This is a genomic window from Acinetobacter sp. 5862 (genome assembly GCF_024494585.1).
GTDB lineage: Bacteria > Pseudomonadota > Gammaproteobacteria > Pseudomonadales > Moraxellaceae > Acinetobacter.
The window spans coordinates 47,198-67,002 of the sequence record NZ_JANHGP010000012.1 but is presented as its reverse complement, the minus strand read 5'-3'; the positions used below and the strand labels follow the sequence as shown (position 1 = coordinate 67,002).

19 protein-coding genes and 1 tRNA gene are annotated in these 19,805 nt (G+C 38.3%); 12 read left to right on the top strand and 8 right to left on the bottom strand.

The genetic code is table 11. The features are described 5' to 3' along the window. The first annotated feature begins 426 nt into the window (after positions 1 to 426). The 3 genes from NO346_RS01615 to NO346_RS01605 all read left to right on the top strand — a co-directional run bounded on the left by NO346_RS01615 (position 427) and on the right by NO346_RS01605 (position 3,852). Positions 427 to 1,287 carry a pirin family protein gene (locus NO346_RS01615; protein ID WP_256414003.1) on the top strand — a complete coding sequence of 287 codons (861 nt, stop codon included), beginning with the start codon at positions 427 to 429 and terminating at the stop codon, positions 1,285 to 1,287. A 436-nt stretch (positions 1,288 to 1,723) separates the two neighbouring features. Further along, positions 1,724 to 3,022 carry an FAD-dependent oxidoreductase gene (locus NO346_RS01610; RefSeq protein WP_005156769.1) on the top strand — a complete coding sequence of 433 codons (1,299 nt, stop codon included), beginning with the start codon at positions 1,724 to 1,726 and terminating at the stop codon, positions 3,020 to 3,022. Positions 3,023 to 3,024: 2 nt separating this feature from the next. Then, positions 3,025 to 3,852, top strand: coding sequence for a cyclopropane-fatty-acyl-phospholipid synthase family protein (locus NO346_RS01605; RefSeq protein WP_256414002.1), 828 nt, complete (start codon positions 3,025 to 3,027; stop codon positions 3,850 to 3,852). Between the two features lie 49 nt (positions 3,853 to 3,901). Here NO346_RS01605 and NO346_RS01600 read toward each other — a convergent pair. The 5 genes from NO346_RS01600 to fic form a co-directional block, all read right to left on the bottom strand. Then, a tRNA-Thr gene (locus NO346_RS01600) sits at positions 3,902 to 3,977 on the bottom strand. 574 nt (positions 3,978 to 4,551) lie between these two features. Further along, entirely contained in the window at positions 4,552 to 4,857 is a 306-nt protein-coding gene (locus tag NO346_RS01595; protein ID WP_004678953.1) for a hypothetical protein, read from the bottom strand. Between the two features lie 174 nt (positions 4,858 to 5,031). Beyond that, positions 5,032 to 6,264, bottom strand: coding sequence for a type II toxin-antitoxin system HipA family toxin (locus tag NO346_RS01590; RefSeq protein WP_256414000.1), 1,233 nt, complete (start codon positions 6,262 to 6,264; stop codon positions 5,032 to 5,034). After that, positions 6,261 to 6,521 carry a helix-turn-helix domain-containing protein gene (locus NO346_RS01585; protein WP_256413999.1) on the bottom strand — a complete coding sequence of 87 codons (261 nt, stop codon included), beginning with the start codon at positions 6,519 to 6,521 and terminating at the stop codon, positions 6,261 to 6,263. Before NO346_RS01585 ends, NO346_RS01590 begins: the two co-directional genes overlap by 4 nt. Positions 6,522 to 6,689: 168 nt before the next feature. Further along, on the bottom strand, positions 6,690 to 7,805 hold the full coding sequence (gene fic / locus NO346_RS01580; RefSeq protein ID WP_256413998.1) for a protein adenylyltransferase Fic: 1,116 nt from the start codon (positions 7,803 to 7,805) through the stop codon (positions 6,690 to 6,692). 850 nt (positions 7,806 to 8,655) lie between these two features. Between fic and NO346_RS01575 the strand changes: the two genes are divergently transcribed. From NO346_RS01575 to NO346_RS01565, 3 genes are all read left to right on the top strand, one after another. Continuing rightward, positions 8,656 to 10,854 (top strand): hypothetical protein, encoded by a 2,199-nt coding sequence (locus tag NO346_RS01575; RefSeq protein WP_256413997.1) that lies wholly within the window; start codon positions 8,656 to 8,658, stop codon positions 10,852 to 10,854. Positions 10,855 to 11,175: 321 nt separating this feature from the next. Further along, entirely contained in the window at positions 11,176 to 12,162 is a 987-nt protein-coding gene (locus NO346_RS01570) for an inovirus-type Gp2 protein (RefSeq protein ID WP_256413996.1), read from the top strand. Positions 12,163 to 12,216: 54 nt separating this feature from the next. Then, positions 12,217 to 12,600: a hypothetical protein gene (locus tag NO346_RS01565; protein ID WP_256413995.1), complete on the top strand. Its 384-nt coding sequence runs from the start codon at positions 12,217 to 12,219 to the stop codon at positions 12,598 to 12,600. Positions 12,601 to 12,664: 64 nt separating this feature from the next. On the opposite strand, the gene NO346_RS01560 is transcribed toward NO346_RS01565, so the two are convergent. From NO346_RS01560 to NO346_RS01550, 3 genes are read right to left on the bottom strand one after another with little or no spacing between them, the layout of a single operon-like run. Beyond that, positions 12,665 to 13,294, bottom strand: a complete 630-nt coding sequence (locus NO346_RS01560; protein WP_256413994.1) for a hypothetical protein — start codon at positions 13,292 to 13,294, stop codon at positions 12,665 to 12,667. An 18-nt stretch (positions 13,295 to 13,312) separates the two neighbouring features. Continuing rightward, complete coding sequence (locus tag NO346_RS01555) at positions 13,313 to 13,915, bottom strand: hypothetical protein (RefSeq protein ID WP_256413993.1); 603 nt, start codon at positions 13,913 to 13,915, stop codon at positions 13,313 to 13,315. Positions 13,916 to 13,969: 54 nt separating this feature from the next. Beyond that, positions 13,970 to 14,383, bottom strand: a complete 414-nt coding sequence (locus tag NO346_RS01550) for a hypothetical protein (RefSeq protein ID WP_256413992.1) — start codon at positions 14,381 to 14,383, stop codon at positions 13,970 to 13,972. A gap of 679 nt (positions 14,384 to 15,062) precedes the next feature. Between NO346_RS01550 and NO346_RS01545 the strand changes: the two genes are divergently transcribed. From NO346_RS01545 to NO346_RS01520, 6 genes are all read left to right on the top strand, one after another. Beyond that, positions 15,063 to 15,296, top strand: coding sequence for a hypothetical protein (locus NO346_RS01545; protein ID WP_087542822.1), 234 nt, complete (start codon positions 15,063 to 15,065; stop codon positions 15,294 to 15,296). Between the two features lie 39 nt (positions 15,297 to 15,335). Beyond that, complete coding sequence (locus tag NO346_RS01540) at positions 15,336 to 16,385, top strand: DUF932 domain-containing protein (protein ID WP_256413991.1); 1,050 nt, start codon at positions 15,336 to 15,338, stop codon at positions 16,383 to 16,385. Between the two features lie 160 nt (positions 16,386 to 16,545). Further along, positions 16,546 to 17,697 carry a YqaJ viral recombinase family protein gene (locus tag NO346_RS01535; RefSeq protein WP_256413990.1) on the top strand — a complete coding sequence of 384 codons (1,152 nt, stop codon included), beginning with the start codon at positions 16,546 to 16,548 and terminating at the stop codon, positions 17,695 to 17,697. Between the two features lie 233 nt (positions 17,698 to 17,930). Continuing rightward, entirely contained in the window at positions 17,931 to 18,833 is a 903-nt protein-coding gene (locus NO346_RS01530; protein WP_256413989.1) for a hydrolase or metal-binding protein, read from the top strand. Between the two features lie 89 nt (positions 18,834 to 18,922). After that, positions 18,923 to 19,153: an AlpA family transcriptional regulator gene (locus NO346_RS01525; protein ID WP_005193972.1), complete on the top strand. Its 231-nt coding sequence runs from the start codon at positions 18,923 to 18,925 to the stop codon at positions 19,151 to 19,153. 59 nt (positions 19,154 to 19,212) lie between these two features. Beyond that, entirely contained in the window at positions 19,213 to 19,800 is a 588-nt protein-coding gene (locus NO346_RS01520) for a bifunctional 2-polyprenyl-6-hydroxyphenol methylase/3-demethylubiquinol 3-O-methyltransferase UbiG (RefSeq protein WP_256413988.1), read from the top strand. Positions 19,801 to 19,805: the final 5 nt, after the last annotated feature.

The window sequence follows — 19,805 nt, the reverse complement described above, 5'->3', positions numbered from 1 at the left end:
AAACGAAATAAGAATTCATAAAGCAGAAAAAAACTCTTCATAATCACTATTAACTTTACAAAAATTCATAAACTTATATTAAGTTATTGAATTAATTTAATTATATATATTTGTATATGGATTTCCATTTTGACACCTACTAGAGAGTAGGTTTTGTTAAATTGTTTTAGATCTTCTGATTCAAAAAAGGCATGAACTTGGTTTTATGCCTTTTTTTATTTTTAAAAAAATATTGAATTTTACTTACTCGCTATTTTGTATACAGCAAATGTCAACAGACCCTAATTTAGTACTAAATTATCTATAAAATTTAAGATTGTCCTGTTTGTGGAATAATTTGTTGTTAATCCATATCTATAAGCGTTGATCATCAAGGCGTAAAATGAGTCTCAAGAAAAGAATTTCTACCTGAATAGGCGAAACTAAATGAAGAAAGTTCTTGGTATCTATCAAAATAAAAATATGCACTGGGTTGGTGATGGTTTCCCTGTGTACAATTTGTTTTCTTATGATCGTTTGGGACAAGCGATTAGCCCATTTTTACTTTTAGATTATGCAGCGCCGTACCGTTTTGAACCAACGACTGCTCAACAAGGAGTGGGTAGCCATCCGCACCGCGGTTTTGAGACCGTAACGATTGCCTATCAAGGTGAAGTGACACATAAGGATTCAAGTGGTGGTGGTGGTACAATTAAAGCTGGTGATGTGCAATGGATGACAGCTGGAGGCGGTGTTCTACACCAAGAATTTCATTCCCCTGAATTTGCTCATCAAGGTGGTTTGTTTGAAATGGTACAACTATGGGTAAATTTGCCAGCTCATTCGAAAATGACGCCTGCAAAATATCAAGCCATTGAAGCAACAGATATCCAAAGCATTCACTTGGATGATGTAGGGAGTGAATTGCGTGTGATTGCTGGGCAATATCAAGAGACAATTGGCGCAGCTACAACATTCAGTCCAGTCAATGTTTGGGATGGTAAAATTGTGGCGGGTCAAGCACACACGTTTTATGTGACCGAAGGACATACTACATTGTTGGTGCTACTTTCTGGTGAGGTGATTTTAAATGATGCTCAACACATTGCAGCACCAAGCTTGGTTGTACTGAGCCGTGAAGAAATTGATTTTACGATCAAGGCTGAGCAAGACAGTAAATTCTTGATTTTAACAGGTCAACCTTTGAATGAACCGATTGAAGGTTATGGGCCATTTGTTATGAATAGCAAAGCTGAGATTAAAGATGCGATCAATGATTTCAATCGTGGTAAATTTGGCAGCATGTAAAGCTTAATTTTCCTTATATACAGACACATATAAGAAAGCCCATAACTCCTTTAAAGTTATGGGCTTTCGCTATAAGGCTCTCTATTGATTGTTTTAATATTAGGTCACTTATTATTATCAAGTTTGTTACGTGACTCGATTCTGATTATTGTTTAATCACAATAGCGCTAAATTTCAGCTTTGCAAAGTCCCTAACAGGGTAAAAATGGAAAAATAAAGAATGTTATGTATATTTATTTAATGTATAAAACAATATAGTTAATATTATCATTGATTTAAGCTTAAAATAAGAAGTGTGTTAAAATGTAACAATAAGTGAATGGACACATTAAGACAAAAGTCTAGCTTAAATGCAGAATATGGTATTTTTTAATACCGTATTTAGGTTAACTATCAGTCATAATCAAGAAAAATCATCAACTGATGGGACATAATTTTGGATATTGCAATTATCGGCAGTGGTATGGCAGGACTTGCCTCAGCCAGAATCCTACATGATGCAGGACATAACGTAACGATATTCGAAGCACTTGCTGGGCGCGGCATGGACAGTCACAGTATAGACTTTGATGGGGGCTTAATTGATGCACCATTACGTGTGATGAACCCAAAACTTTGGAAAAATACTTTAAGTTTAGCCAGCTATTTGGGAATAGAAACGTTCCCTGTGCGTACATTTATGGCTTGTAGTTGGTTATTTGAAGATAAAACAGATACTTGGCTAACAACTTCACGTAGCCGAATTGGAAATTTCCCAATTATTAATAACCGTAAAGGGATACAGCAATATGGCTGGCGTCTGGTAAAAGGGATGCTACAACTCAAAACAGCTGTACATCAATTTTTCAAATCAGATAATCAAGACATCACCCTAGCTGAGTTCATGAATCAATACCATATTGAGGAAGTGTTCTGGCATGGTACGGTAATGCCAGTGCTTTATACCATTTGCACATGCCATCCAAAAACGATTGGTGAGTGGCCAGCCAAGCCCCTATTAGAATTTATTCGCCAACTCACAGAAGGTGAAGCTCTATTGCGAATGAAAGGGGGAACACCTGCACTCGTGAATCGACTGATTGATGGAATTGCTATCCATAGTGGCTCACCTGTTGAAAAAGTAGAAGAACAAGGCGATAAGATTTTGGTAGAAAATGGACAAGGTGCAAGCCAATTGTTCGATCGAGTTGTTATTGCAACACCAACACCAGCCATTGAAAATTTTCTCAAGCAACCACAATTTGCAGATGATATTGCATTACTGAAAAAGTTCCGTTTTGAACAAGGTGATTTGGTTATTCACACCGATCCAATCGTGATGCCACAACGCCGTAAAGATTGGGCAGTATTAAGTTATATGATGGATCGGAATTTTAGCCGCCAGCAATTCACTGTGTGGATTAATTCAATCGAACCAAGCCTAGTCGGCAAAAATGCCGTATTCCAAACTTGGTGCCCTGTAATTGATATTGACCCTAAGAAAATTATTTCTAAGGTACAGCTCACGCGTGCTGTTGTTGATTCAGAGACGGTTGCGTTGAATAAACAAATTCAAAAACGTCATTTAGACCTCAATCGTAAAGTGTTTTATTGTGGTTCGTGGTCATGTGATGGATTACCAATTTTAGAATCTGCGGTGACCTCGGCGATGCATATTTCTGAAATTTTAGGTGCGCCATTGCCTTTCGTTGGGCTTAAACCGAAAGTTTCAGTTGCGCCAGAACTGGGTTATTAAATATGGCTTACTCCAAGCAAGGATGGATTGAGAAAGTTTTCGGACATAAATATGCAATAGATGCAAAACGTCTCGGAGATGATTCTCTACTTGCTTGGAGTAATTTAGGTTATTGGCACAACCAATATGATGATTACCCACAGGCTTGCCAAAGCCTAGCGGATCAAATCGCTGCTTCTATTCAACTCAAACAATCTGATCATGTTTTAGATCTGGGCTGTGGACAGGGAGCAAGTCTTTTACATTGGCTTAGGTATTATCAGATTCAACAAATCAGTGCGGTTGAGCTACAGCCAGAATATGCCAAACGAATTCAAAAACAATTAGCCCAAGTTCAAATTCATTGTGGATCATTTTTGAATTTAAACGCACTGCAACTTTTAAATTTATTTGATGTAGTGCTGTGTATAGATGCAGCTTATCACAGTGATTTGAATTCATTTCTCAATTCGACATCTTTGGTTTTGAATTCAAAAGGTCGAATTGCATTTCATTATTTGATGTGGTCAGATGCTTGGCGAGAGTGTTCAAATTTAAAAAAACAACAATACCGTTATTTGCTCAAAAGCGCTGATGTAAATTGGCAAAATTTAATGGATAAACAACAATTAACACAAAAGCTTATACAAAAAGGATTTACCCAGATTGAAATTCAGGATTTTTCCGAACCTGTTTTAAATGGTTTTGCTGTCTATATTGAAAATAAGAGAAAAGAAAGGAAACATTTTGACTTGGTACAATTGAAAATTGATATGACAGCAAAGTTATGTAGAAAACTCTATCAAGATGGTTTAGTGCATTATATTCAGGTCAGCGCAGTTAAAAATTAGGCAATAAAAAAAGGCTTAATCTTTAAAATTAAGCCTTTTTTGAATTTGATGGTGCCGGCACACGGATTCGAACTGTGGACCTACTGATTACAAGTCAGTTGCTCTACCAACTGAGCTATGCCGGCAACGTGGCGAGAATTCTACAGAATCTATTTAAAAAAACAAGCGAAAAAATGAGCAAACAGATAAATTTAATTTGATTGTTGATTTTTTATCAATCCCCCCCAAATTGACCGCAGTAAATTCCAATCAATCAATGGTTTTAAATAGCTTTCAACCTAGGATTTGAAGCTAATTCCATTGAAATTTGGGGGTAAAAAAATAGGGGTAAATATTTTACCCCCAGTTATACCCCAACTATCTCAGGATTCAATAGTATTTCTTGGAAAGCATAAGGCAATAAAAAAAGCCTAAACCCTTTAGGTTTAAGCTTTTAGGATTCTATGAGATATCATAGAAAGTAAACTTGGCGAGAGAGGGAATAAACTTATTAGATTAAATTTATGATAATTAATGAAAAATAAAAATCATATTTTGTATTTTACCCCCAGTTATACCCCCAACTGCATGAGGGTAGGGATGCTGAATCGCAAAGGGAAAAATTTACATCGAGGCTCACCTGTGCTGTTCTTAATTATACATGAATTTCTATTTTCCCCTAGGCATCTTAAAGATGAGTTGATAGACACTAGCATAAGATCACTTTGAACTGCCTAACAGTTTAATATTTTGTAATTTAATCCCTACTTCATCATGAGCTGCCAATTTGGCGAAGTTTTCTTCCATACCAAGCACCGCCATTACTTTAATGTATGTACCAATAGCCACACTAGGGTCGCCAGCAAAAACTTTACTCACTGTTTTATTATCAAAACCTGTACGATCACAGATCAATTGTTTAGTCAGTCCACGGCGTTTTGCCGCAAGTAACAGATCTTCTCCAAAAGCTGTCAAGGCCTTACGCTGTTTAGGGAATAGCACCCTGTATAAATCTCTTCTTCCCATAGGCATCTCTGAAAACTGGGACTGTATTCCTAGATTCTGTAGTCAAATAGGAATACATTCCGTATGGCGGTAAAAATCAACTGTTGAGATATTGAAAATTATTGATGCTTTTTTAAGCATAACACTCCAGCTACGAGAGATAAAAACACAATTTTAAGACTAATCTGTTTTCATCTATTCAAATTTTCTCTTTTTATCATGGCGATAAGATTTGGTTGAAACATTTGAGGTCATGATATTGGAAACTGAGCTTTCCATAGATGCACGTAAACCATTAAATAGCTGAACTTCATTGGATGATTTAAGGTGGTCAATAATATTTTCACTGAGAGATTCTATAATTTCTTTAGGATTTCTAATCTTAATTTGGTCGTTTTGAGCCAACTTGATTAGATCTGATGTATTTGGAAATTCCTTGCCACCATTAAGTTTAAGTGCCATTTTATTATCAATCGTTTTATAGATCAGTGTATGTGTAATATCAAATGGCGGTGAAACAAAAATATTCTTCATATCAGATGAATATTGAAGTGCGAAATTCTTAAGGTGTGCATCACCATTGCCAATTAGACAGTTGAAAACAATGTACTTATACATCCTCTCAACTTCAATTGAGCTACCTGTATATAGATAGGTAGCTTTTAATAAAGCTTCATAGCTTCCTGTATATTTTGCATCAGGATCATTAGATTTTTTCATTAAAGTCGTAAAGTCTTCATATCCAAGTCTTATACCATCATCAGTTTTATCAAAACGCTCTATAACATAAGTTTCTAAATTTTCGGATAAATAAGTCTTTGGTGGTTCAAGCCCACATTTTCTTGCTGCCTCCATACAAACAAATTCATTAACTGTCAGTAATGGAAATTCTGAATCGAATGATTTTACGATTAAATCTCTTTGTTGAACGGTTCTATCCGTCTGGGTTGTGATTGCATTTGGCACGCTCACTTTAGGTTGCATACCAGCTAGTGAATTTCTTAGGTAATATTTTTCTAATAGTTGAGGGAAAAGAGGTTCTTTGCTGTCGTAGGATAAAATTTCACCTAGACTTAAAGATTCAGCTTCGGGTAAATTCAGCTCACTTTTATAAGAAAGCATTCCGATTCCCTGATCACCTTGTAATGCCAATAAATACATATCATTGACTTTGGCATATCTTGCAAGTTTTTCAGCAATGAATCGGCGATTGAAGCCTTCAGGTAAATTTTGGGAAAATATTGGGTGTAATGAGCCTGATGAATAACCATCCATACCTTTCTTGGTCATGGTGAGAGATACATGCTGTTTTTCTTGTATAGGTTGATAGTGATGTACTGAGCCATATGTCAGTACACCTAGATCGATTTGATTTGTACAAACGTGAATTGTATTGATTTTATTGGGTAGATATACGCTGGTATTCATTCATCCTCCTCAGAGAACATGCTTTCAATCTCATCCCAGTCGGGTAGGGTATGTTTCTTTTCGTTTACTTCAAATTGTAAGCCAACAGCATCTAATACACGTTCAAATATATCAAAAGACCCTGTAAAACGACCATTTTCAATTTCGGAAATCGTAGTTTTATTAATCCGTATTAATTCAGATAGTTTCTGTTGTGTATAGCCTAGAATTTTTCTTGCTGCTCGTATTTTTTTACCAATCTCAGCTCTACTTGCCATAGTCTGCTCTCGGGTTAATAAGTTAGCTATATGGCTAATATTGTATTATAAGAAGGTAAAGTTAGCTATATGGCTAATTTAATTGATCTACTATAAATAAGAAATATTTCTATTGTAGGTATGAATATGCACTGTAGTAAAAACTCAGATAGTTTATTTGAGCTACGTCTACGAATTGCTATAAGGGCTGAATTGGTTTTCATTACTGGTTACGAGGTACAACAGCTTTGGATGTAGAAATAACTTTTCCTTGCCAACAGCGATTTCTTCTAGTACTCCTAACTCAACTAATTTCTTTAGATAGGTGGATGCAGCCTGTCTTTTAGCTATGCCTTTTTCGACTAGGTTAGAAATACGGCAATAGGGTTGTTCAAAAATCACATCGACCAATTCTCTTGAGTAAATTTTTTCAGCATGATTTTTAATGTATTCGATGCTATGTTCATGCAAGTGTTGGATTGCTTTGATTTTGGCAATTGTCCATTCACTACTATTTTTCACTGCTTGTAGTATGAATAAAATCCATTCTTGCCAATTTTCTTGTGTAGTCACACTTAATAGCAACTCGTAGTATTTAGCTTTGTTTTGAATGATAAAACGACTCAGATAAAGAATCGGCAAAGTGAGTAATTGCTGATCCATCAAATACAAAATATTAAGAATCCGCCCTGTACGTCCATTACCGTCAACAAAAGGGTGAATCGCTTCAAATTGGTAATGAGCCACCGCCATCTTGATTAAAGGATCGATGTCTTCGTTGTAATGTAGGAACTGGTCTAAGTTGGATAATAAGTTACGGATCGTTTCCTGCCCATCAGGTGGTGTGTAGATGACCGCTCCTGTGTAGCTATTTTTTAAAGCTGTGCCTGTAGTTGCACGGATATCTAAATCCACACCTTTAATCGTCTGGCATATCTCGATAGCTGTACGTGTATTTAAAGGGCGTTCCTGAATGGACTGTACGCCTTGATATAGTGCTGTTCTGTATCTTAGAGCTTCTTTCGTGGCATGATCTGCCTGATCATCATGACCTTGTGCATGTTGGAATAGCTTATCTGTCGTAGTGACAATATTCTCAATTTCAGAACTATCCTTTGCCTCTAACAATGGGATGATATTAATCAGGATCGTTTGGTTTGGAATGAGTTCACCTGCCTGCTTTAATTCAGCCAAGGCTGCTCTAGCTTCAATACATAACTTGAGTACTGTCTTGGTCTCTACATCCTGTTCTGGTGGTAAAGGGGGCAGATCGTTATACGGTTCAGTTGCTTGCCATTGGGTCATCGTATTTATTCCAGTATTTATTGTTATGTCGATAGCATAAACATGATTAGGATGTCATGTCGATAAAAATAAAAAACATCGACATAAGAGTTAGGATGTGTCGATGTTTTAACATGATTAGGGTACTAGGTAAAAATGAATTGCTGTGAATAATTCGCTCTATTGGGTAAACCCTATCAGGTGGTTTTGGGAATTTAATTCGCCTAAAAAACGTTCAATTAGCAGGGAGTAGATCAGTGTCTCTGCTGTTGTGAAATCATGAAATGACATACCATAAAAGCACTAAAATGGCTAAATAACAATCTGGAGAAATGAGGTATTGTGAGAGGGATTAACTTTCAATACATTTTTAAATTTTATAGTTATATAAGAAAAATAATTTATTTTTAAAATTATAATAAGAAATTATTGTAAATGATTCTTCTAAACCCCATAAAACCTTTAGCTTTTTAACGCTCAAATGCCTATTGTGTAGAAAAGATAACTTTGAACACTTATAGATAGTTTTAAGTTGTGAGCTAATTCCTATAAATAATTTTAAGTAAAAATAAAGTAATTTTTCTTGATTCATAAAGTTTTCCTATCTTCCATATGCCATGTCCAATTTCATCATATGCCATCTTTACACTGACATCAGAATTTTAGTTGACTCCATAGGTAGGTCTTTTACATGTAGTGGAAATATTGAGATTTGGTTTTGGTTTGATCAATTTAAGTTGAAAATGATCTTGGATTTATAAATTCTAAAATATAAATTAATAATTTATATATTTTGGATTAATTTGCAATTATTATTGGATTAATAGTTTTTAATTTTAAATTGTATTGCTTTAATAATTGGGGTTTATGTATGAATTTAGATGAAAATAAAATATTAGATGATTTATATTTTTTTTCACTATTAAAATTTAAATATATAGCATCTCTTTGTTATTGCTTAGAGTATCAGTGGGACCATTCTTCGTGCTCAACTGAGCTTATCGTTTTTTTAGAAGCTATTCGTAGAATTGAAAAAAATTATGATCTCAAGGCAGAATATGAAAATATTGGCGATGAATGGCTCAAGGAATTTAAGCTACTTTCTTTAGTTGAAAAAAAGGTGATAAATCACCTTATGTTAAATTCACAAGAGAGGGGAGTTTGTATTCAATACAATGGGTATCAAATTATTCGACAGCTGTTTATAAAATATAGAGTTTTTCAGGAAAGCCATGGTTTTATACTCTGGCATTTGATAAGTAAAAAAGATTCATTTTATAACGAAATGATTGAGGGCTTTAATAGATTAAAGCAGAGTGGTGATAGCGAGGTTATTCACCGTATCCAAAAAGCTTATCGTGATATGGAAAAACTATTCTATCGCTATGGTCAGTTGGAAGTGATTAGCATAAATTTCCACTTTCCAAATCATAGTGTTGATGAAGTTGGTTATGACCGATTTATTAGAAACATTAAACCCATTCTAGAGAAAGTTCAGTTAAGTCTACATGGTGACCAGCGATTGGTGAAAGGGTATTTTAAGCTTGAAGATGATGGGCAATATGGTTTGCGTTATAGCTGTATTTTAATTTATCCCAAGGAAGCCAAAGTCACTAAGCAAGTTATAGAAAATCAATTAAAACCGCTAATAGAAATGACTAATGTAAGAATGGATGATTGGGGGCGGACTGTCGATCAAATCGCAGGTAAGCGTGTATCAGGTGCAATTGAGCATCTTGAGGACTTACACAATTTTTGCCACTGGCATTTAGGGTTTTATTACCTGTATGATTTTTATTTTAGTTTAAACCCAGTTGTTCAGAATCGATATGCTCTAAAAATTAATCATATTGAAAGCCATGACTGGAATATTGATTTACTGGTTACTCAAGAGGATTCTGATAGGGAGCGAGTGATTCAATACCACACGCTACAGAACTATAGTGCTGACAGCAATGTGGTCTGGAAAGTGGATCATTTGCCAGAAGCATATATTCAAAAGCACCAATATCTTGAAGTCTTTGTCAATGAGATTGATCTTTCAGGCCGAGATCTGGATAGTAAGCGAGTTCTACAGTATTTAGAAATTTTTAACGATACACTTTTACATTCAGACGAACCTTTTTTCAAATTTGACATTGCAGTGACCACAAAAAAGAAGAATCAAATTCGTGTGACCCGTTTAGGAAATCAATTCCTATTCTTATATAAATACTTTAAGCAGAAAAATATTTCGATTGAAAACATACAGATGTATAACGCACAACGGGGTGGTGTGCTATCCCAACTACTTTCTAGCAATTTATGGCATAAGGTACTTAGTGTTCAGGAGCCAGAGGCTCAGTATGAAACGCATAGCATTTTTCTTAACCAAAAGAAATTGAGCTATTTCAATGATGTCTTGAGAAATAGTGGCTTGATTGCTGCAAAGGAAAGGTTTGGTGGTCGTGAAATCAGCTACGCTGAAACTGACTCTGAGGCAAAGAAAAAATCAACTGAAAAGAGAAACATTTTATATTTTATAAAGCAAACTGAAGCGACCACAAGTTATGTGAAAAGCCTATTTAAGCATGATAGTTTTGTCACTCGTGTTCAGTTTTATTGCACATCATTAAAAGATTTAGACTTCTTCTCAAAGAATCTAACGGAGTTCTTACGAGTCTATAAGCGGAAGCCCTTATTGAAAGGGTTAAAAGGTTATTTCTTAGTTTGGCTGTTGGGCAATGATGGATTACCATTTGTAGATATGATTTTTATCTTAGAATACAGTAAGAATTATGAAAATAAAGAATTTATCATTCAGTTGGATAAAGAATGGAAAGCATTTAATCAGGGTAAGGTAAAATTAGAAACTGTTATTGCCCCACAGGTTAGAGAGGATACTGATTTATCATTTATCATACCCTCATTAAGGCAGCGCTTTGTTGCAGTAGAGGCTTCTGATCGAAAACTAAAGCAAGATATTTATCATACTATTGTTCCTTTTTTTACTTTTCGACACTTTTTCCTTGGCCCTCGTATTCAAAAGAAAAAGTTATTTTCCAAAGGTTCAATGACTACTTCAAAGTAGCTGATTGATACGTAACTTTAGCTTACAGGGTAATTTATTGTTTTGCCGTTGCAGTGGTGGATTCGGTGATGGGGCTGCCGCCACTTCATCGAAGGTCTATGTGCTCAGGTGAGCAGGTTATTAATATTATGAATATATAACCAATCTTATATTCATTTATGTTTCTATATACATATCTTAGTATCTATATCCAAGATTATTGATATTAATCAATAGAGTAAGATCATATCACTGCTATGATACTTATTCATATCCATCTCACAATAAGTAAATTATCACATGAGTCTGTTTAGTATGATTCAATCATCCTAGAGAACTTTCATGTTAGATTTCAATACAATACTACTTAATCCATCTTATGTCTTAACAGCAATTGATCACGTAATGCATCAGGTCTATAACGACCAGATCAGCAATGAACAATTAAAGTATGCCTTGGTTGATCTAGTACCCGCATTTAAAGTGTTCTATCGGAATGACTTACACTATGTACCAAGTATTCAAGGCTTTAAGAATATCATTGCTGCAATAGATGAAATGCTTTCGTTCCAACCTTATGATCAGATGATTCATTTCAATGATGAGGATATGTCATACCTCAGCATCATATTTCGTGAGAGTCTGCATGGTATGCAGGCATACATTAGTCAGCATCAGAGTCAAGAGGAAAGAAATCGGAAACGTTTACAGCAGTACTTAACGGATTTAACTGAGCATTATTCCAAGTTGTTGTTTGTTCGTGTTGATTTAGGCTATTTAAAAGAAGAACAGTATCAAGTGGATGTCGGTGTCTTTCAACAGCACATGAATGCCTTTAGAAGTCGTTTAGCCAATCAGGACGGTTGTTTTAGTAACCTACAGGGTTATGCGTGGGCACTGGAAGAGGGTGCTACCAAAGGTCTACATGCACATGTGTTACTGATCTATGATGGGCATAAACACCAGCAGGGTTATGGTTTAGCCAAGTTGGTCGGTGAGGCTTGGTTGGAAATCACAGGGCGTAGTGGTATGTACTTTAATTGCCATGATACTGATTACATCAGGAAGTTTGAGCGAGAGGGTACGCTGGGTATTGGTATGATTCACCGTAACGATCCTCAGCAGGTGATCAATGCCATTAATGCAGCCATGTACTTGGTCAATCCTGAAAAGGGGTTCCAGTACTTACGATCTAAACGACTGAGAATGCGAACTTTTGGTATTGCACAGTTTGACAAGGCAAATCGACGTATTGCTGTAGCCATTGATTCAATCAATCTGCTAGACAATAGTAATCATGTAGAAAATAATCTTTTAAATGAGAAATAGTTATGCACTTGTCTAACTTGTTATCATAGTTTAATCCATAAAAAAGTAGCCAATATGACCACAGATATTCCTGTTGTATATGATGAAGAGACCGCCTCTCAAGTGCCTACTGTCTGGAGAGAGACGCTTATTAGAATAGTAGACGCCTTTAAAAATAATGATTTAGCAGCTATTAGTCGTATTGAGGGTGTTCAAAATATTGAGTTAGAGCATCTTCATGAAATCGCAGAAAATATTACTGATTATGGTGAAACATTAGTGAGTTTGCCTGACGAAACTTGGGAAACTTCACAAGCATTGTGGATGGGATTTCGTTGGGATGTCATTCTTGATTTGTTTACCGAACGAGAAGGGCTTAGCGATTTAATTCTGTCTATTAGGGTATTTGAGACGGATGGTGTATTTGAGTACTCGATTCAAGACATCTATGTGCCTTAAAAATCATCACGATGATCGAAATGTAATGAAGAGAAGTACTGACTTGTCGTACTTCTCATACTGATTATTGTCCATTGAAGTTATAAGTATATTCACCACTAGATGTGGTTAGTGTGACTTCACGAACCTGACGGGCATCACAGCGAATAATGATTTCAGCTACCGTTCCATATTGCATGTTTTTGTAGTTTTCGCCGCTACCGACAGGACAATTACCACGATTGACTTTCACTGAAGTGATGGACGTGCTCGCATCATTGAGTGAGGTTACTTCAAGTCGATTAATAATAGTTGCCGCATAATGTGCAGTGGCATCAGGCAATGGTTTTGCAGACAGTCGAATTTCAAATTGCTCCTTGGCTGTTTCAGTTTGTTGTGCCGCTTGTTCAACCGCAGCCTGTTCCGTGTCCTGTAGTTCGCTAATAAAACCACGAATCTCTTCTAAGTCACCACCACCTGTTTTAAGCATCTGGTAATAGGCACGAGCCAGTTTTTCCTGTACAGGGGGAATATCAGGATTGTCTTTATATTCTGCCAGTTCATCCATCAGTTTCTGACGATCAGGATCAATCGTCGCAGGTGCACTGGCTGCCTGCGTTTCTGTGCTATCTTTAGTTTGTTGTGATGCGGTGTTCTTGTTACAGCCGAATAATATGAATGAGCTGCAAGCCAAGATCAGTAATTGGGTTTTCATGGTGTATTCCTGTTTGGGCTACTCTTCAATAATTGGGCTGTAGGTCAATTTGCCGTGTGTGGTGTAAAGGTCAACTTGTTGAATCTGTTGCGAGGTACAGTTATTCAGTATCAGGTCGAATACAGCACCGTAGTACATGACTTTCGGAAACTTGACCGTAACTGGTTCAACGCCTTTAACAGTGCAATCACCATTGTTGATTTCAACTTTATCAATCACTTCTTCAACTTCAGATACCACACGTAAACGAGTAGTTTTATTAACAGTGTTGGCGATGACTTGGAATATTGGCGAAGAATCGACAGGTCTAAACTTCACTTCAATGGCTTCACCCTCCAGCAATCTTCTTTTCAGTTGTGGTGGTGGAATGGCAATATTGTCTGATCCTGTATAAATACTGTCAGGATCATATTGGTCATGGGCAATTGCCGCAGCCTCAGCCTTTTGTTCCTTGGCTGCATCCAAAGGCCAGTCGGCTTGGTTTACTGTACCGTCCTGTGGTTTTAGATCGGCTAAATCTGCATGGGCAACATCGGCTGCTACTGTAGATTCTTCGGTAGGTTGTTTATTACAGGCAGTGAGGCTAGATAAAATAACAGCCGTGAGTATCAGTCTCTTCATGACTGGATGTCCTTTTAAATCAATGATGGTGGTGTAGGGCAGTCGATAGGCTTATTACTGTCCAGACTGGATACGTTGTACGTACTTCAGAACAGTTAAACCTTTGATATACAGCCACCTGTCATTAAAATTCTCTGCATTGTAGTCAAAGATCTGATAGGCAAAATCGTCAATGTCTTTTAGCTTTTGATCATTTAAATCTTTGCCTTCTTTGATCAGTGCATTTAAATCACCACTGTAAATGTAGTAGCGCAAAGGATCGTCTTTAGGAATCACTTGCCATTGTTTGCTGATTGCCACAAAAGCATTACAGTTTGGGTTGTTGTCACAACGTCTAATTGCAGGTGCGGATGCGGGATCATTGATCAGTGCCATCACTTGATTCATGTCGGCATGACTTAAACTAGCAAATGACATGCAGGCAGCAACAGCACTGCATTGTAGAAATGCTTTGATTCGATTGTTCATGAAATTGTGATCCTGAATTATTGTTTTTTATTACTTTTTTAGAAGGCACAGAACAAACTGATTTGCAGAATTTAGGCACAGCAACGCAGCAATGACTGAACATCATTGAAAGGGCAATGCAAACCTGATTCACATCAAAAAAGTTGTGCTGATATCGATTTAGTCTGTCAGATGAGTAACGTTATAAGGCAACGTGCCATGACAGATAGGCAAGGGTGGGGCGTGATTGGAAATAAAGAAAACAGTCATGATTGACTCCTTTTGATTTAAAAGAGTCTTGCCAACTTACTGCTAAATAATGGTGGCAAGACTAGAAAGGTTAGCAGACTGGCACAAAAGGAAACCAGCGCACGCAAGCGTGCCCCTCCTAGCCTCACCATAAAGGCGTGACTTAAGAGAACGCACAAAAACCGATATTGCGTTTGTTGTGCGCCTTTTGTACACGGTCTGCTAAAACCGACTGACCATGAGGGTCAGCAAGCCCATCATAATCATAACGATTTCATAGGTCAATTCGATTTGTCCTGCTGTTTTGTACAACTCAGTAAAAAATGAACAGGTATACGATTCCAAATTATTTCAAATACATATTACTGAAATGAAGCAACGCCAAGCACTGAACTTAGGGGCATTGCTACAGCGTTTTAAACACTCATTTCTTAACTATTGGAGAAACTCCATGTCGTATTTGGATACAGAAGAAGAATCGTATAGCCCTCGCTTTCGAGAACCCCAACCCCTGCAACTCAGCCTTGCCAGCGCACCGACGACCTTGGCAATGCTGGGCATGAACCTCGCCAAGTCGATGGGATTCTCACCGATGCTTGGTGGCGTGGCAGGTGCAGCACTGGGTGGCGTGATTCTGGTATTGGCCGATCAAACCCGATCTAGCATCAGCACACATAAATACTGAACAAGACACAATTTACAGCAAAATTAAAGGACACATCTTATGGCACATTTAGTTGAAACAATGGCATTTACTGGACAAACCCCGTGGCATGGGCTCGGCAACCAGCTGACACCTAATCAACCACTGGAAGTCTGGGCAGAGCAGGCAGGCATGGATTGGCGGATTGAATCCTCCGATGTCAGCTACATGGCACAAAACCATCGGGGGCAAAACATCATTATGCCCTTTGAAGAACAACGGGTTTTATATCGTTCTGATACCCATGCACCCTTGTCGGTGGTCAGTCAACGATTTCAGGAAGTCCAGCCTAGAGAAATATTGCATTTCTACCGTGACCTGACTGAACAATCAGGCTTTGAACTGGAAACAGCAGGGGTACTTAAAGGCGGTAAGAAATTCTGGGCACTGGCACGGACAGGGCAAAGCGCAGCCTTAAAAGGAAAAGATGTCAGCAATGGCTATATTCTTTTAGCTACTGCTTGCGATGGGACATTAGCCACCACGGCACAATTTACCAGTATTCGGGTGGTGTGTAACAACACTTTGGCAATCGCTTTACGTGGACAGCAAGGCAATAGTGGTGTGGTCAAAGTGCCACATAGCACCCGATTCGATGCGGAACGGGTCAAACGGCAACTGGGGATTTCAGTTCGTGCATGGGATGAACACATGTATGAAATGAAGCAACTGAGTCAGCGCAAGGTGACGCAGCAGGAAGCGGCAGCTTACTTTGATGCGGTATTTAACAATACCAGTCTCAGTATGGCGGAACAGGATGAAAGCATCATCCAGTACTACCGTAATGCAGCGATGCCAAATCAAACAAGCCCATCCAAAGCAGATAATAAAACTGAACCGAATGGACGAGCAATGTCAAAAGTCATGACCATGTTTAACGGACATGGACGTGGGGCGGAACTGAGTTCAGCCAAGGATACAGCCTATGGATTACTGTGCGCTATTACAGAATTCACTGATCACGAACGTCGAGCCATGAGTACCGATCACCGACTTGATTCAGCTTGGTTTGGCGCAGGTGCAGCGATCAAGCAGCGTGGTCTAGAACAGGCATTAAGAATGGTGGCTTAATAAACCCTGTCATTGTTCAGTTTTATTTAAGGAAACTGTCTTATTTTAACCATCAGGTAAAACCTGAACCGCAGAACCCTTTCGCCACGTCTCCCCCGACGTGGCTTTTTTATGCCCGAAATTCAGCTTTTACACTTTTATCGATACAGGAATATTTCTAATGAATAGTCATACTCAAATTCAAAACACCTTAAACAATCCACCGTTACAGCCGTATTCACCCAACCTGAATCCAACTACTCAAAACTCATCGACTCAACAGGTTGAAGTCGGAACTCGAACCAAACGAGACCGACCGAATACGCAGCCACGAAAAACCAAAACACCTGTAGCAAAACGACTTGCCAACACCAAACAGATGAATTACCAACAATGGCTGGAAGTCAGAAAACAGGGCATTGGCAGTAGTGATGCCGCCACCGCCTGTGGACTGAATCCGTATATGTCGATGCTGGAACTGTGGATGATCAAGACAGGGCGGATGCAACAAAATATCGAGGATGAAAGCGTAGGCTATGCACCGTTGTACTGGGGTAAGCAGCTAGAGCCATTGGTAGCTGAATACTACAGCATGCACACCAATCATAAAGTCCGTCGAGTCAATGCAGTGCTGCAACACCCCGATGAAGACAAACACTTTATGTTGGCAAATCTGGATTATGCCGTAGTCGGTAATGATGAAGTGCAGATTCTGGAATGTAAAACGGTGGGGGAATATGGCTCAAAACTATGGCGAGATGGCGTGCCTTTATATGTGCTGTGTCAGGTGCAGCATCAATTGGCAGTAACAGGAAAGCAGGCAGCACATATATGCGCCTTGATCTGTGGGCATGAAGCCCGAATCTTTAAGGTCACACGGAATGAAACGGTGATCAAATATCTCATCAATGCCGAACGCTATTTCTGGGAATGTGTGGAAAAGGATATACCACCTGATGTGGATGCTTCTGAATCGGCAGCCAAAGCTTTACTACTGTTATATCCAGCGCATGTCCCACTCAGTACGACAGATTTATCTGAAGATGTGGCAGCCAATCATGACTTTGAGCAATTGTTAAAACAACGTCATTTGATTGAACAGCATCAAGCCAGCTTTGATCAACTTAAACATCAAATTCAAGCCAAAATGCAGGACAGTGAACGAGCGACTTTTAAAACAGGTTCAGTGACGTGGAAGAAATCCAAGGATTCAGTCGGTCTGGACAGTAAAGCCTTGTTGCAACAGCATCCTGAGTTCCTGCAACAGTTCCCACAGAACAAGCAGGGCACACGGCGTTTTCAGATTTATGCGGATGATGATCAGTCTAAATAAATTAGCCTAAGCTGAATCCATAAACATTCCCACAAAAATCCATCCAACCCATCAAATCCCCAATTCATCAAAAAAGCGCAAAACAGCCCCCGCTCCCCATAAGCACGTTGAGGAAACGTACCTATAGAGAGCAAATGGACTGCCTTGCGAGATTTATATGCATTTCAAAAAATGACTGCTTGTTACTCATATCAAAGGGGCATCAGTCAAAAATTACCGAAGAGGAATCCAACATGATTAAAGGTTTAGCAATCACACCACCCGTTTTAGGTCGTATCAGCATCGGTAAGATCGTGGAAAAGAATGGAAAACGTCTGCCTGAAAAGGACGATCAATTTACGATTACCAGTCAAATCCAGAACAAGGATGGTTGGGTCAAACATCCACTGGATGAACAACTCCGTGCCAAAGCACCGAACCAAAACCAAAAGCTCAGAACCATACCAGTCCGCATGATTTTTAATGATCCTGAGTTGAACCTACGGGCAGAGTACAGCCTATTTGACCGACAAACAGGGCGTTTAATCTGCTCAGGCAATGGAGAAACTTGTCAGCGACTCGGACAGAACGGCATTGAACAACATCCATGCCCATCACCTGATCTTTGTCCATTGGCACAGGGTGGACTGTGCAAGCCATATGGCAGACTATATGTAAACTTGGATGAATCAGATGAGTTCGGTACATTTATCTTTAGGACTACTGGTTTTAATAGTATTCGTACTTTGGCAGCCCGATTAAGTTACTACCATGCGGCATCGGGTGACTTGCTTTCATGCCTGCCATTGCAACTCACTCTGAGAGGCAAAAGCACCACACAAAGTTACCGAACCCCGATCTACTACGTGGATTTAACCTTAAGGGATGGCATAAACCTGAAAGATGCAATTAGCTCAGCCAAACAGATAGATGAGCAAAGCAAAGTAGCAGGGTTTTATCAGGAGGCTTTGGATCATGTGGCACGGCAGGGCTATGGCAATGCCAGCTTTGAGGTGGGTGGTGAAGAGGGTTTGGATATTGTTGAGGAGTTTTACTCAGATGAATCCAAACAAGAATCATCTCAGCCACCGCATGACCTAACTCATGTTCAGGATATTCAGAAAGGGTTGCAGCAGTCGGTGCAGGCTTTGAATTGATTGCGTGGGAAGCCAAAAGTTTTTTCTTACGGAGCGCTCTATCATTTGAGCGAATTGCCGCTCGCATCAATGATCAGGAGAAAAACATCATGAATGCGTTCACAGGTCAAACTTTTCAAATGAATCAAATCATTAATATCAAGCATGTCGTTGAATTTACTGCTCTGAGCAAGTCAAAAATCTATGAGATGATCAACAAGAAATCAAAGTATTATGATCCGACATTTCCTCAACCTATACGCTTAACAGAGATGCGTATCGGCTGGTCTGCTTGGGAGATCCATCAGTGGATTGAATCTAAGATGGAAGAACGAGAGTAATGGGAGCTTTTGCTCCCTTATTTTTTTGGTAGAATCGAAAAAAATTACTCATGTTATAAATGAAACAAACTTTAGATTATTACGATATCAATGCATTAGGGTTCTTCGAGTCTACATTCAAAGTAGATATGGAGAGCCTATATCAACCATTTTTACGCTATCTACCAGACCATGCCGTTATACTTGATTTAGGTTGTGGTTCAGGTAGGGATACCTTGGCTTTTAAGAATAAAGGTTATCAGGTTACAGCAACGGATTATTCAAAAGAACTAGTCGATAAGGCAAGTCGATTGTCTGGAGTTGATGTACGTTTTGAAAGCTTCTATGAGTTGTCTGAGCTAAATCAGTATGATGGTGTTTGGGCATGTGCTTCATTATTACATTGTGAAAGAAATCGTTTACCTGAGGTACTGGAAAAAATACTAAAAGCATTAAAAGTGAATGGTATCTGCTATATGTCATTTAAATATGGTGTGGGAGATCGTTATAAGGATGGAAGACAATTTACAGATATGGATGAATCACAGGCACAGATCCTGTTAAAAAAATTTGATAATATTTTACTGTTACAACAATGGATTACCATTGATAAGCGTCCCGATCATCATGAAGATTGGCTGAATATCATATTTCAAAAACAAAATTGAAAAAA